The sequence below is a fragment of the Arachnia propionica genome (assembly GCF_900637725.1).
Taxonomy (GTDB): domain Bacteria; phylum Actinomycetota; class Actinomycetes; order Propionibacteriales; family Propionibacteriaceae; genus Arachnia; species Arachnia propionica.
Genome location: NZ_LR134406.1, coordinates 1,454,154 through 1,467,779, shown reverse-complemented (window position 1 = coordinate 1,467,779; position 13,626 = coordinate 1,454,154). Strand labels below are relative to the sequence as shown.

Genomic DNA, 13,626 nt, shown 5'->3' with positions numbered 1-13,626 from the left:
TTCTCCGGGACCGCCCGGCGGGGCGGTGCATCAAGGCTGCGCCGCGACGGCAGGATGTCCCGGTCAACGACGGGAACCGCCTTGAACGCGCACGCCTGCGGACAATTGCGCGGCCGGGCAGCCGCTGTGGCCGGATCCCGCTGGCGTTACCTCCCGGGGTCGCCACGGCACCAAAACACACCGGGGATAGAATTGCTGGAGAATATGTCCTGACAATTTGGGCATTGCTGCCCGGAACGGACCGCAGATGATTGATTCCCTGCCCCAACCCCGCACCACCGACCCGGCCTCCGTGCCCGCCTTTCGCTGGGGCGTGATCGGAACCGGATGGATCGCCGACCGGTTCGTCACCACGGTGACCCGGAACACCTCCCAGCGCGTTGTCGCCGTCGGCTCCCGCTCCCCGGAACGGGCACGCGAGTTCGCCGAAGGACACGGCATCGAGATGGCCTGTGGCTCCTACGAGGAACTCGTGGCCCAGGACGTGGACGTCGTCTACGTCGCTACGGGCCACCTGGATCACGCCTCCCACGCCCGGCTCGCCCTGGAGGCCGGGCGGAACGTGCTCGTCGAGAAACCCATGACCCCCACCGTCGAGGCCACGCGGGAACTGGTCGAGTTGGCACGCGACAAGGACCTGTTCTGCATGGAGGCGGTGTGGTCGCTGGCCCTGCCTCGCTTCGACGTGGTCCGGCAGGTGCTCGCGGCGGATCTGCTGGGCAGGATCGAGGCCGTCACCGTGGACATGGGCGAGTACCTGGTGGATCACCGCCGCGCCATGGACCCGGCCCAGGGTGGCGGGGCCATGAACGATCTCGGGATCTATCCGCTGATGTTCGCCGACTGGGTCCTGCCCAGGGTCGAGGTGGTGGCGGCCGCCGGTCCCCGGCACGCGACGGGCGCCGTCGGACAGTTCATGGCCCTGCTGGGGGACGGTGAGGGGCGCCAGGCGAGCGTGTTCGCCTCGATGCTGACCGACACCCCGAGCGTCGCCGTCATCGGGGGCAGCGAAGCGACCCTGGTGCTCGACGGCCCGTTCTACCGCCCGGGGCCCGTCGAGGTGAGGTTCCGGGATGGCCGGGTGCTGTCCTGGGACGAGCCGCGCATTCACCACGAGGGCCTCTTCCACGAGGCCGTGGAGGTGGCTCGCTGCATCGCAGCGGGGCTCACCGAGTCCCCGCTGCGTCCGCTGGAGGCCACCATCGCCACCGTCGAACTGATGGAACGGGCCCGCGCCCTGATGAACGATCCCGCCTGAGGCTCACCCCCGCTGGGGCACGCGGGCACCTACCCGCATGTCCCAGCGCCCCTCGGGGGCGGGGCCGCCCCTGAGTTCGGCGACGACCGCGGTGATCGCGTCCATGATCGCGACGCTGGCCCGTTCCACGTCCTCCCGCGCGGGCTCCTCCCCCACCGGGAAGGCGCTGAGGTCGACGGGCGGCCCCGCCTGCACCATCACGGGGCGCCTGCGCAGGGAGAACAGCCGGTGAAGTTCCAGCTTCTTCCGGCCCAGGAGGGCGTCTGTCCCGACCTGACAGACCGGGATCACCGGCACCCCGGTCGTGAGCGCCAGGCGGGCGGCACCCGGGCGCCCGGTCATGGGCCAGCCATCGGGATCGGCCGTTATGGTGCCCTCGGGGAAGATCGCGACGCATTCCCCCGCTTCCAGGGCCTCGCGGGCGTGCACGAGCGAGTCCTTGGCCCGTTCGGAGTGGCGTATGACAGGAATCTGGCGGCACTCGCGCGCGAACCACCCAACCACCGGCACCTTCCAGATCTCGGACTTGCCCAGGTAGCGGGGCCAGCGCCCGGACCAGACGAGGAACTCGCCGGTCGTGGGGACATCGAAGTTCGAGAGGTGATTGGATACCACCAGCACCCCGCCGGGCGGGACGTTCTCCTGCCCCCGCCAGGTTCGCCGGACCAGACCACCCATCACCAGGTGAACCAGCCGCGCCAGGAAACGGTAGGCACGGGGCGCCGTTTCTTGGTTCGCCTCACGCAGAGAGCGTTGCCAGGGACGTTTTTCGACTTCCACGGAGCAGGAGAATACCGTCGGGATCGTCGCCCGTCCGAGCGGCAGTCCTCAGGAGACGGTGTCCGCGGTCCGCACGGGCAGGGTCTTCGGCTTGAACCCCGGGCGGGTCGCCTCGTACGCCCCGATCTCGTCGTCGTGTTGCAGGGTCATGGAGATGTCGTCCAAGCCGTTCAGCAAACGGTACTTGGTGTACTCGTCGATCTCGAACCCGATCACGAGATCCCCGCGGGTTACGGTCTGCTCCGGCAGGTCCACCGTCACCGGCTCCTCGGGGGCGGCCTCGATGGCGTCCCAGAGCCTGTCCCGGTCCTCCTCCGTGACGAGGGCCACGAGCAACCCTGCCTTGCCCGAGTTGGAACGGAAGATGTCACCGAACCGGGTTCCCACGATCACCTTGAAGCCGTAGTTCTGCAGCGCCCAGACGGCGTGTTCCCGCGACGAACCGGTCCCGAAGTCAGGTCCGGGAACCAGGATGGTCCCGTCCGTGAAGGGCTCATGGTTGAGCACGAAATCGGGGTCGCTGCGCCAGCCCGCGAACAGCCCGTCCTCGAAACCGGTCCGGGTGATGCGCTTGAGGTAGACGGCTGGGATGATCTGGTCGGTGTCGACGTTGCTGCGCCGCAGCGGAACGGCGATCCCGGTATGGGTGGAGAAGGCGTCCATGTCTCAGACTCCGATCAGGTCGGCGGGGGCGGCAAGGTGACCGGTGACGGCGGTCGCGGCGGCGACTGCGGGACTGACGAGGTGGGTGCGTCCACCCTTGCCCTGGCGTCCCTCGAAGTTGCGGTTGGACGTGGAGGCCGACCTTTCCCCCGGGGAGAGCTGGTCGGGGTTCATGCCGAGGCACATCGAACACCCTGCCGCCCGCCACTCGGCCCCGGATGCGAGGAAGATCTTGTCCAGCCCCTCGAGCTCCGCCTGGAGCCGGACCCGGGCCGAACCCGGGACGACGAGCATCCGCACGCCTTCGGCGATCCTGCGTCCCCGGAGCACGGAGGCCGCCAGCCTCAGGTCCTCGATCCGGCCGTTGGTGCAGGAGCCGAGGAACACCGTGTCCACCGCGATCTCCCGCATCGGGGTGCCCGGGGCCAGGTCCATGTATTCGAGGGCCCGGCGGGCGGTGGCCCGCTCGACCTCGGAATCGAAGTCCTCGGGAGCAGGTACCACCCCCCGAGCGGCACGCCGTGCCCGGGGTTGGTACCCCAGGTCACGAAGGGAGTGAGCCGGGTCGCGTCGATGTCCACCTGCGCGTCGAAATGGGCGTCGTCGTCGGAGCGCAGGGTCCTCCAGTACTCGACCGCGGCCTCCCAGTCGCCCCCCTCGGGGGCGTGCGGGCGACCCTTCAGATAGGCGAGGGTGGTCTCGTCCGGGGCGATCATGCCGGCCTTGGCACCCCACTCGATGGACATGTTGCAGATCGTCATGCGACCCTCCATCGACAGCTGCTCGATGGTGCTTCCCCGGTACTCGACGATGTAGCCTTGGCCACCGCCTGTGCCGACCTTGGCTATCAACGCCAGGACGACATCCTTGGCGGTGACCCCGGGTGGCAGGTCGCCGTTGATGTTGACGGCCATCATTCTGGGTTTCTTCTGCGGCAGCGTCTGGGTGGCGAGCACGTGTTCTACCTCTGATGTGCCGATCCCGAAGGCCAGCGCACCGAAGGCACCGTGGGTCGAGGTGTGGGAGTCGCCGCAGACTATGGTCATGCCGGGCTGGGTCACCCCGAGCTGCGGGCCGATGATGTGAACGACGCCCTGGTCGCGATCGCCCAGGGAATGGATGCGGATTCCGAACTCGGCCGCGTTCCTGCGCAGTGTCTCCACCTGGGTCCTGGAGACGGGGTCAGCGATGGGTGCGAGGATGTTCAGCGTCGGGGTGTTGTGATCCTCGGTCGCCAGGGTGAGATCCGGACGGCGCACCCTCCGGCCATTCATCCGCAGGCCCTCGAAGGCCTGCGGGCTCGTCACCTCGTGCACCAGGTGCAGGTCGATGTAGAGAAGGTCGGGTTCACCATCGACAGCACGCACGACATGCGCATCCCAAACCTTCTCGGCGAGGGTCTTCCCCATTTTCACGCTTCCTCATTACGATTGATTGCAGGACAAGGCCTGCCAGATGGCGACACTCTATCTTGCATGTCCAGCATTCGAAACGATAATCTCGGAATATGGACGAAGGAAGCGGAGTAGGAGTTCTCGACAAGGCGGCTGCGGTGCTGACAGCCTTGGAAACCAGCCCCCTGACACTCGCAGGGCTGGTGGGCGCCACCGGTCTGGCGCGCCCGACGGCACATCGACTGGCCGTGGCCCTGGAACACCATCGCCTCGTTACCCGGGACCTCCAGGGTCGTTTCGTACTCGGACCGCGGCTCGCGGAACTAGCGAGTTCCGCCGCGGAGGACCCACTGCTGGCCACCGCGGGGCCCATTCTCACCCGGCTGCGCGACATCACCGGCGAATCAGCCCAGTTGTTCCGCCGTCAAGGTGATTTCCGGATCTGCTCCGCCACCGTCGAACGCCCCTCGGGTCTGCGGGACACCGTTCCCCTCGGGGCGCAGCTGTCCATGACCGCGGGATCGGCCGCGCAGGTGCTGTTGGCCTGGGAGGAACCCGAGAACCTGCCGCGCCTGCTCAAGGAGGCCACGTTCACGATGCTGTCGCTGCAGCAGGTTCGCCGCCGCGGATGGGCGCAGTCGGTTGCCGAACGCGAACCCGGGGTGGCCTCGGTCTCGGCCCCGGTGCTCTCCCCTTCCGGGAAAATCATCGCGGCCGTCAGCGTCTCCGGTCCCATCGAACGCCTGACCCGGCAGCCGGGGCGGCTTCACGCCCCGGCCGTGATGGCCGCTGCCGAACGCCTGAGTGAGGTGTTGCGCCGCAACGACACTGAATGACCGGTGAAAGACCGCCTACTGCGAGACCACGGGCCGGCGCCGCACCACCAGAACCGTCACGATGACCATGACGGCCGCCAGACCTGCCGCCGAGCAGGCCAGCGGAAGCACTTCGTCCATGCCCTGCCCGCCGCTTGTCGATACGGCGGCGGATCCCAGGAGCACGGTCCGGGTGACGACGGCCTGCGGGATCAGGAGGTCCAGCGGTCCCGTCCCGGTTCCCGAGGCGGCACTGGCGAAACCGATCATGCATCCGGCCAGGCAGATGGCCACGGGGGCGGCGAAGGACCTCATCAGCATCGACATCAACGATTGCAGCAACACCAGCGGTACGGACACGGGAACACAGAGCGCCGCGGCAACGAGAAAGGAGGACGTAGGCGCACCCCGGAGCCCCAGAAGCAGCCCGATCCCCCAACTGAGCCCGACGAATACCAATTGGACGAGGACCACCAGCAGCAGGATCACGACGGACTTCATCAGCACCAGCGAAACGGGCGATCGTCCCGTGGTCAGAACGCGGTTCCACGAGCTGCTCCGATGCTCCGGACGCCACACAGCAGCGCCCAGGAGCGCAACCCCGGTGGAGAAGAACATCATCCCGTAGAACAGGGTGATCTGCCCGGTAAGGACATCCCAGCCCGTCTCCAGTGCTCCGTTGGTCGTCTGGAGCCAGTAGTTGGCTCCGCCCGAGGCAACCGCCAGCAACGGCAGGAGTACCACGACCCACCACACCATGGAACGGCGCAGCTTCATTCTTTCGGCGGCAAACATCACCGTCACCTCTCAACCTGGTCGAGTCGTTTCGTACACCGGGCAAAAGCCGCCGCCCCGAGCAGGACCAGACCGATCAGCCATGGCCACGGCGGCAGGACGGGAACGAGCCCGTCCGAGCCGGCAGCCATCGCCACCGGGGTGATCACGGCGTAATACCCCCAAGGAATGACACGGGCAACACTCGGCGCGAGAAACATGTAGAGCGCGATGAAACCGCCAACCAGCCCGGTACCGACACCAACGAGCTGATTCTCACAGATCGCGGAGAGCCAGATGTGGAATGCCAGGAGAACCGTGTCGACCAGAACCAGCGACACCACATACCAGGACCACATCGGGATGTCGAGGGGCACCCGGACGCCGGCCACCGCCCCCAACGCCACAACGGCCCCGGTCTGCACGAGGGTTGCCGGGATCACCACCGCCACGAGGGCGAAGAACTTCATACGGCACAACGTCCCGGGGGTTCTACCCGTGGTGGCGTTCAGGAACCAGCCCCCCGAAGGGTGTTCGATGTCGGTCTGACGGGATGCCAGCACCGCCACGAGAATGGGATGAATGAGAGCATTCGCGAATGCGAAATTGAGAAGTGGTTGACCCCAGGGCAACTCGTGGGGATCGTTGAGCCGGGAAACAGCCCCCGGAGCAAACAAGGAAAGAGCGACGACCGGGATCGCGGCAACCAACAGGACCAGCGTCAGGGGAATCACATGCAGTCTCCGCATCTTCGTCATCTCCAAACGGATCTCGCCCATCACAAGGCCTCCGTCCCACCGGTCAGATCCATGAAGACCTCCTCCAGTGACTGCTGGAGGCGACGAACCTCATGAATGGGGATCCCCTCCTGCACCAGCCGCACGATCAATCGGGCGGCATCTTCCTGACCGCAACCCTGCACCCTGATCCCGTTCCTCTCCAGGCGGCAGCCCCTGACCAGATTGGCGGCGGCATTGGCCTGCGGTGTCACCACGAGCAGATCCGGAATGGAGCGTTCGAACAGTTCCTTCCTGCTTCCCTGGAAAACCAGCCGCCCCTGTGAAAGGACGCCGAGGATGTCCGCCATCCTGTCGATCTCGTCGAGGAGATGACTGGAAATCATGACCGTAACCCCTCCGGAGGCCAGGTGGATCATCAGTTCCCTGATCTCCTCGATGCCAGCGGGGTCCAGTCCATTGGTGGGCTCGTCGAGGATCAGCAGTTCTGGCTCCCGCGCCAGGGCCATCGCTATTCCGAGGCGCTGTTTCATCCCCAGCGAATAGGTTCGTTGCAGCCGGTCCCGATGGTCGGTCAGACGCACCAGTTCGAGTGCCCTGTCGATCCGGGTGGTCTCCAGGTTCAGCAGCCGGGCCAGGAGCCTCATGTTCTCTGCCCCTGTGAGATGACCGTATCCGGGTGGATGCTCGATCATCGATCCGATCCGGGGCATGAGCCGTGCCCGGGCCTCACCCCACGGATCCTCCCCGAGCAGGAAGACCTGTCCCGCGCTCGGGTGGAGCAGCCCCAGGAGCATCTTCATGGTGGTTGATTTCCCGGATCCGTTGGGCCCCAGAAAACCGTAGACACTCCCTCGGGGAATGGCCAGGTCCAGACCGTCCACGACAGTGCGTTTCCTGAAACTCTTCGTCAAACCCCTGGTCCTCACGGCCAGATCAGCGTCTCGTAACTCCATGACGCAAGTTTCGGAATCCGAGGGCCGGAAAACGTCATGCCGAAGGATGGTTCCGACACGGTTGACACCTCATACCCGGGGATGATGCAACCGGAACGGAGCGCCCGTAGGTTTTCCTCATGCCCATCGCCGCATCGCGTGTCCATGCGTTTCTGCCGAAACCGTTGGATGCTGGTATCGCTGCCATAGTGCTCTGGCTGGGTGCAGTGGCGCCCGGGGTCTCCGGCCTGCCGTACTCGGAAGTGATCTACCTGCTGCTCCTGGTCGCATGTGGAACCGCCTTGGCCTGGAGACAACGACATCCCGTGTTCTCGGTGTCGGTCATCGGCGGGGCCATGGTCATCCATGCCGTTGTGTTCAACTCCATGTCGTTGCTGGCCATGAGCTCCACCCTCCTTGCTGTGTGGACCGTTCAGTCGTGCCTGAACAGACCGTTGCGGTGGCTGTTTCTCGGGTTCTTCACGGCTGGATCGGGGTTGGCCGCAGGCTTGGCCTCGGTTGCCGCAAGCCCGAGACGAGATCCACTGGAACACGTGATCCTGGTGGGCACGGTTCTGCTCGCCGTGGCGGTGGTGGCGCTGGCCGGAGCAAACAGACGTGCCGCTAGTTCCCGGACCGAGAGGGCACTGGAGCGGGTGGCGCTTCTGGAAGCACAACAGGACGCTCTGCACCGCCTTGCCGCCGCGGAGGAGCGGGCGCGGTTCGCACGAGAACTCCACGACGTCCTCGGACACACCCTCGCGATCATCGCAGTCCAGGCAGAAGGCGCTCTTCTGATGTTGGAGCATTCTCCGGAACGTTCCCGGGAGGCGCTGCGAAACATGGCAGCCATCAGCCGCAGGGGGGTCGACGAGACGCGTGCCCTGGTGGATGTGCTCCAGAACGATGAAGGCGTGCCCACATCCCCGGTTCCCGAACCAGAACGGGCCCCACGGAGAACCACTCCAGGTCTTTTCCCGGAAATCGTGATGCTGGCCGAGAGCACCGGGCTCCCGATCCGGGTCACGCTGGATCTCCCGCAGCAGGCCTTACCGCCCTCCCGGGCCGCGCTCGTCCTGGACACGGTCAAGGAGGCACTGGCGAATGTGGCGGGGCATGCCGGATTCGTCCCCGTCCGGTTGTCGTGCGCCCTGACCGGGACCGGTATCGTCCTCGACGTGAAGAACGGGTCAGGGTCCCGGGGAACCGGTCCGGGTGGTGTGTCCCACACCGGAACCGGTATGTCCAGGTTGCGGAAACGGGCAACGGCGCTGGGAGCGACCCTCGATGCAGGACCGGGCGATGATGGCTGGCGCGTCTCGCTCACGGTTCCGCGGGAGCCGCAGGAACCGTGACGACCATCGCGCTGGTGGACGACGAGCCGTTGTTCACGGCAGGACTCGCCATGATCATCGACTCGCAGGAAGACCTCGAGGTCATCTGGCAGGCGGACAGCGGAACCCTGGCCCTCGAACGGCAGCAGCGGAACCCGGCCGATGTGATTCTGATGGACATACAGATGCCGGTCCTGGACGGCCTGGAAACCACCGCCGAGTTGATCGCGCGCGGGCTACCGGGACGGGTAATGGTGTTGACCACCTTCGACACGGATGACCACGTGATCCACGCCATCGAGACCGGCGCGTCCGGTTTCCTGCTGAAGAACACGCCACCGAACCGTTTGCTGGATGCCATTCGAACAGTTGCCAGCGGCGATTCGGTGATCTCCCCGGGCCCCACACGCAGGCTCCTGCACTCCCTGCGGCGGGGACCCTATCATGGCAGTTCACTCACACCCGTCCAGCTTCTTCCCTCCGATCGCCTCGGCCTCGAACAGATGACCCCCAGGGAGAGGGAGGTCCTGGCGCTGGTCGCGGCCGGTTTGACGAACCAGGAGATCTGTGACCGGCTCTGGCTGTCGATGCCCACGGTCAAGACCCATGTGGGCCGGTTGTTGTCGAAGACGGGATCGAGGGACCGGGTGCAGCTGGTGCTGTTCGCTCTTCGTACCGGTGTGACGAGTTTGGAGGAGATCCTGCAGGGCACCTCGTGAATCGCGGGATCGGAATCTGACGCGGGATGACGACGCGCCCCGGAAATGACGAAGGCCTTGGCCGGACCGGTGTCCGGCCAAGGCCTCCACCTTGGTAGCCCCGACGGGATTCGAACCCGCGCTACCGCCTTGAGAGGGCGGCGTGCTAGGCCGCTACACAACGGGGCCAAGCGATGGGATGGACCTCCTCAAAGGCCCGCTCCGCAGGGGTACCTGGACTCGAACCAAGACTAACTGAACCAGAATCAGTCGGGCTGCCAATTACCCCATACCCCTTTGCGCTCTCCCGAGCACGGTGAGAAACAGTACACGGCCCGCCTCGGGTGCGCAACTCGGTGATTCAGCCGTTCAGGGAGGCGAGGTTCTCCTCCAACTCGGGGCTGATGCGGACCTCACCCGGCCCGCTGGTCGCCGGGTGTCCAAGGTGGGTGAGAATGGCGTCGACCACCTCGAAACGCCCGCGGCCCATGCCGTCGGAGATCTTAACCGCGATCCCGATTCCCTCGGGCAGGCCGACGGCGAGGATTCCCTCAGCGCCCACCTTCGCCACGACCCTCGGCACCTGCTCCACGAGCCTGACCACGGGATGGGAAGTACCGGAGGTGTACTCGGGATAGCGGCGGAAGGCGTCCGCCACCAGCCTGCCGGGGCCCTCCTTCTCGGAGGCCAGGCGCGCGAAACCACGCGCCAGCCCCGGCAGGGTGGTGGCGAAGGCGGGTGCCGTGCAGCCGTCGACCACCGGATCACCGAGCACACCGCAGTACTCCTCGATGACGGCCCTGATGGCCTGTTGCAGGGGATGCGATGGGTCGCGGTAGCCCTCGATGGGCCAACCAGCGAGCCTGCAGGTGCGAAGCATGGCCGCGTGTTTCCCGGAGCAGTTGTGTGCCAGCGGCTCCTTCCTCCTGCCGGCGGCCAGCCAGGCCGCGAGCGATGCCTCGTCGCCGGGGAGGTCGGCGGTGTGCTGGAAGTCCGACGTGCTCAGCCCAGTCATCTCGAGGATGCGAAGCGCCCCTTCCGTGTGTATGGACTGCCCGAGATGCGAAGCCGCGGCCAGTGCGAGCAGTTGATTCTCGAGGTCCAGGCCGCTGCGCAGCATCGCGATGGCCTGGAACGGTTTGAGGGCCGACCTGGGCAGGGTCGGCACGGTCATGTCCCCGAGGGACAGCAGAACCCGCCCGTCCTCGCGAACCACGCTGATCCTGCCCCGGTGGTGGCTCTCGGCCACCCAGCCCCGGTCCACGATCCCCAGAAGCACATCCATCATGAGGTGAAGTGTAGGGTGCCGCCCGCCACGGCTGTTTTGACGGCGACCCGGGCAAACCGTTGAACGGGTTCAGGGGGTCAGGGTCGCTACGTGCATCCTGCGCCCGATCCACCAAGCAAGGGCACCGAAGACGGCGAAACTAGCTAGGTCCGAGCAGGCCGCCTCCCAGGAGATCGCCGAGGTCGCCTTGAGTGTGGCGACACCGCCCGTGAACAGCGCGTACCCGAAAGCGAAGACGTTGTTGGCCACGTGAACGGCGATCGCGGCCTCCAGACCACCCGTGGCCCACACCAGGGTCCCTGCGATCAGACCGAAACCCAATCGGTGCGCGAAGAGCGCAACGTTCTGGTCTCCGTGGAAGATGGCGAATACCAGGGATGAGCACGCGACGCCGACCCAGGCCCGGCCCGCCAAGGAACCGATGGCCTGCTGCAGGTAACCGCGGAAGAAGAACTCCTCCGCGGCCGCCTGCAGGGGCGAGGTGATGAGGATCAGCGCGAGATAGATCGCCCAGTCGGGTTGGGACGCCTGCCAGGCCATGTTCCCGCCGCGCATGAGCCACATGACGACGTTCAGCACCGCTACCGCCACCACGAAACAGATCAGCAGGTATCGCCAGCGCCCCCCGGGCTGAACGGAGATCACCCAGATGGCCTTCCTGCCGTGCCAGTACCGGTGGATCAGCAACACGAACAGCAACAGACCCGCAATCCCGAGATGACTCGCCAGGATCCCGTCGGGTAGTTCATAGGCCAGCGCCAAGGACTGATACTCCCTGAAGTCGGGCTGTCCCCTGAGAAACCAACTGACCCTCAAGACGGCTTGGGCCAACAACCCCGTGAGCAGGAAGGCCAGGAAAGCCCCTGACAGGCCCATCATCAGTTTCACAGGATCCTCGCCCCGCAGGGTAACCGGGTACCTGAGCCCCGATCCGGGCGGGTGGGTGATCACGCGGCGGTCACGGGATTGCTCAGCACCCCGAGCCCATCGACCTCCACCGAAACCACGTCCCCGTCGGCCATCGGACCCACCCCCGCCGGGGTTCCGGTGAGGATGACGTCCCCGGGAAGCAGGGTCGCGAACGAGGAGATGTAGGTCACCAGCTCCGGGATGCCGCGGACCAGCTGGGATGTGTTCCCCTGCTGCCGCACCTCTTCTCCCACCCGGGTCTCGATCGCGAGATGACCCGCCTCCGCCAAGGTGAGGTGCGTGTTGATCCAGGGACCTAGGGGGCAGAAGGTGTCGCATCCCTTGGCCCGGAACCACTGGTCGTCCTCCCGCTGCCAGTCCCGCGCGGTCACGTCGTTGGCGATGGTGTAACCGAACACCACCTCGGCCGCCCTCCGCGCCGGAACCTGCTTGCAGATCCGCCCGATGACGATGGCCAGCTCGCCCTCGTGGTGCAGATCCCTGCATCCCTCGGGGCGCATGATTGGCTCATTGGGTCCGATCACGCAGGTGTTCGGTTTGATGAACAGCATCGGTTCCTCCGGGACCGGTGCCCCCTGTTCGGCAGCATGATCGGCGTAGTTGCGCCCGATCGCGACGATCTTGCTGCGGGGAATGACGGGAGCGAGCAGCCGGACATCCGCGAGGTCGTACCTGGCACCCGTGTAATTGACGGGCACCCCGGCCAGCGGGTCCCCCGTTATCGCGGCGACGGTTTCCGGGTGCTCCCCGCCGTCGACCTCCAACTCGATGATGCCGTAGGCGGGATCCTTGCCGGCCGCGGCGAAACGGGCGATGCGCATGCCACAAGCCTAGCGACGGAACCGGGATCGGGCGCGGGGCCGCGGCGGTCGCGCCCATCTCGGGGAATGGGAACCGCATTGCCGCCGCCGATGACACCCCTAGTCTTCCCGCATGACACGACAGACCCTGGCAGTTATTGGTGGCGACGGCATCGGCCCAGAGGTGACCGCCGAGGCGCTCAAGGTACTGCGGGCCGCCGTGGGCGAAAACGCCTTCGAGGAGGTTCACTTCGATCTCGGGGCGGAGCGTTGGTTGCGCACCGGCGAGGTCCTGCCCGATTCCACGCTGGAGGATCTGAGGGCCACGGATGCCATCCTGCTGGGGGCGGTTGGGGCGGCTCCCGGCTCGGACAGGATCCCGAGTGGGCTGCTGGAGCGGGGGCTGCTGCTGAGGCTGCGGTTCGCCTTCGATCACGCAGTGAACCTGCGGCCGTCGCGGCTCTACGCGGGGGTTTCCACTCCCCTGTCCCCCGAGGTAGTGGCCCGGGGCGACATCGACTTCGTGGTGGTGCGTGAAGGGACCGAGGGGCTCTACTGCGGCAATGGCGGCGCGGTGCGGGCCGGCACCCCCCAGGAGATCGCCACCGAGGTCTCCGTCAACACCGCGTTCGGGGTGGAACGGGTGGTTCGTGACGCGTTCGCACGCGCCCGGGCGCGTCGCGGCAGGATCACCCTGCTGCACAAACACAACGTCCTGGTCAACGCCGGGGGTCTGTGGCGCCGGCTCTTCGACCGGGTGGGTGAGGAGTTCCCCGATGTCGAACGCGACTACCTGCACATCGACGCCGCCATGATCGCCATGGTGGTCGATCCGGCCCAGTTCGACGTGATCGTCACCGATAATCTGTTCGGCGACATTGTCACAGATCTGGCGGCGGCGGTAACGGGGGGCATCGGCCTGGCGGCCTCCGCCAACATCAATCCGTCGGGCGAGTACCCGTCGATGTTCGAGCCCGTTCATGGTTCGGCCCCGGACATCGCCGGCCGGGGAATCGCCGATCCGACCGCGGCCATCAGTTCCGCGGCCCTGTTGCTGGCGCACCTGGGGCACCCCGAGGCTGCCCGCCGAGTTGACGACGCGGTTGCCGCCGACATCACGGGGCGCCGCCCCGGTCCCGTCAGGACCTCCGAGGTCGGGGATCGGATCGCCGCTGCCGTGTCCGGTTGATCCGCGAGGCGAGGGGCCGGACCCGATCGGG

13 protein-coding genes, 2 tRNA genes and 1 pseudogene are annotated in these 13,626 nt (G+C 66.5%); 5 read left to right on the top strand and 11 right to left on the bottom strand.

Going from position 1 to position 13,626, the window contains the following annotated elements; translation table 11 throughout:
- Window positions 1-247: 247 nt before the first annotated feature.
- Window positions 248-1,258 carry a Gfo/Idh/MocA family protein gene (locus EL272_RS06405; RefSeq protein WP_061787038.1) on the top strand — a complete coding sequence of 337 codons (1,011 nt, stop codon included), beginning with the start codon at window positions 248-250 and terminating at the stop codon, window positions 1,256-1,258.
- A 3-nt stretch (window positions 1,259-1,261) separates the two neighbouring features.
- Here EL272_RS06405 and EL272_RS06400 read toward each other — a convergent pair whose 3' ends face one another.
- The 3 genes and pseudogenes from EL272_RS06400 to leuC all read right to left on the bottom strand — a co-directional run bounded on the left by EL272_RS06400 (window position 1,262) and on the right by leuC (window position 4,110).
- Entirely contained in the window at window positions 1,262-2,038 is a 777-nt protein-coding gene (locus EL272_RS06400; protein WP_014846402.1) for a lysophospholipid acyltransferase family protein, read from the bottom strand.
- Window positions 2,039-2,086: 48 nt separating this feature from the next.
- The gene (gene leuD, locus EL272_RS06395) at window positions 2,087-2,701 is read right to left on the bottom strand and encodes a 3-isopropylmalate dehydratase small subunit (protein WP_014846401.1); all 615 of its coding nucleotides are present in this window, start codon (window positions 2,699-2,701) and stop codon (window positions 2,087-2,089) included.
- A gap of 3 nt (window positions 2,702-2,704) precedes the next feature.
- Window positions 2,705-4,110, bottom strand: a pseudogene (gene leuC / locus EL272_RS06390) (3-isopropylmalate dehydratase large subunit).
- Window positions 4,111-4,208: 98 nt separating this feature from the next.
- On the opposite strand from leuC, the gene EL272_RS06385 reads away from it, so the two are divergent.
- Window positions 4,209-4,931: an IclR family transcriptional regulator gene (locus EL272_RS06385; protein WP_014846399.1), complete on the top strand. Its 723-nt coding sequence runs from the start codon at window positions 4,209-4,211 to the stop codon at window positions 4,929-4,931.
- Between the two features lie 15 nt (window positions 4,932-4,946).
- On the opposite strand, the gene EL272_RS06380 is transcribed toward EL272_RS06385, so the two are convergent.
- Genes EL272_RS06380 through EL272_RS06370 form a run of 3 tightly spaced genes read right to left on the bottom strand, consistent with a single transcriptional unit; the run spans window position 4,947 to window position 7,377 of the window.
- Window positions 4,947-5,705 (bottom strand): ABC transporter permease, encoded by a 759-nt coding sequence (locus tag EL272_RS06380; RefSeq protein WP_014846398.1) that lies wholly within the window; start codon window positions 5,703-5,705, stop codon window positions 4,947-4,949.
- Between the two features lie 5 nt (window positions 5,706-5,710).
- On the bottom strand, window positions 5,711-6,442 hold the full coding sequence (locus tag EL272_RS06375) for an ABC transporter permease (protein ID WP_280525201.1): 732 nt from the start codon (window positions 6,440-6,442) through the stop codon (window positions 5,711-5,713).
- A gap of 20 nt (window positions 6,443-6,462) precedes the next feature.
- Window positions 6,463-7,377 (bottom strand): ABC transporter ATP-binding protein, encoded by a 915-nt coding sequence (locus EL272_RS06370; RefSeq protein ID WP_014846396.1) that lies wholly within the window; start codon window positions 7,375-7,377, stop codon window positions 6,463-6,465.
- Between the two features lie 119 nt (window positions 7,378-7,496).
- Between EL272_RS06370 and EL272_RS06365 the strand changes: the two genes are divergently transcribed.
- Together EL272_RS06365 and EL272_RS06360 are read left to right on the top strand one after the other, a co-directional pair.
- Window positions 7,497-8,711, top strand: a complete 1,215-nt coding sequence (locus EL272_RS06365; RefSeq protein ID WP_061787040.1) for a sensor histidine kinase — start codon at window positions 7,497-7,499, stop codon at window positions 8,709-8,711.
- On the top strand, window positions 8,708-9,409 hold the full coding sequence (locus EL272_RS06360) for a response regulator (RefSeq protein ID WP_082793767.1): 702 nt from the start codon (window positions 8,708-8,710) through the stop codon (window positions 9,407-9,409). Before EL272_RS06365 ends, EL272_RS06360 begins: the two co-directional genes overlap by 4 nt.
- 92 nt (window positions 9,410-9,501) lie before the next feature.
- Here EL272_RS06360 and EL272_RS06355 read toward each other — a convergent pair.
- From EL272_RS06355 to EL272_RS06335, 5 genes are all read right to left on the bottom strand, one after another.
- A tRNA-Glu gene (locus tag EL272_RS06355) sits at window positions 9,502-9,577 on the bottom strand.
- 36 nt (window positions 9,578-9,613) lie between these two features.
- Window positions 9,614-9,685 (bottom strand) — tRNA-Gln (locus EL272_RS06350).
- Window positions 9,686-9,749: 64 nt separating this feature from the next.
- Window positions 9,750-10,676: an asparaginase gene (locus tag EL272_RS06345; RefSeq protein ID WP_082793768.1), complete on the bottom strand. Its 927-nt coding sequence runs from the start codon at window positions 10,674-10,676 to the stop codon at window positions 9,750-9,752.
- Between the two features lie 69 nt (window positions 10,677-10,745).
- Entirely contained in the window at window positions 10,746-11,555 is an 810-nt protein-coding gene (locus tag EL272_RS06340; RefSeq protein WP_159424523.1) for a CPBP family intramembrane glutamic endopeptidase, read from the bottom strand.
- A 68-nt stretch (window positions 11,556-11,623) separates the two neighbouring features.
- Window positions 11,624-12,427 carry a fumarylacetoacetate hydrolase family protein gene (locus tag EL272_RS06335; RefSeq protein ID WP_061787044.1) on the bottom strand — a complete coding sequence of 268 codons (804 nt, stop codon included), beginning with the start codon at window positions 12,425-12,427 and terminating at the stop codon, window positions 11,624-11,626.
- Between the two features lie 112 nt (window positions 12,428-12,539).
- Between EL272_RS06335 and EL272_RS06330 the strand changes: the two genes are divergently transcribed.
- Window positions 12,540-13,595, top strand: coding sequence for a 3-isopropylmalate dehydrogenase (locus EL272_RS06330; protein WP_014846391.1), 1,056 nt, complete (start codon window positions 12,540-12,542; stop codon window positions 13,593-13,595).
- Window positions 13,596-13,626 lie beyond the last annotated feature (31 nt).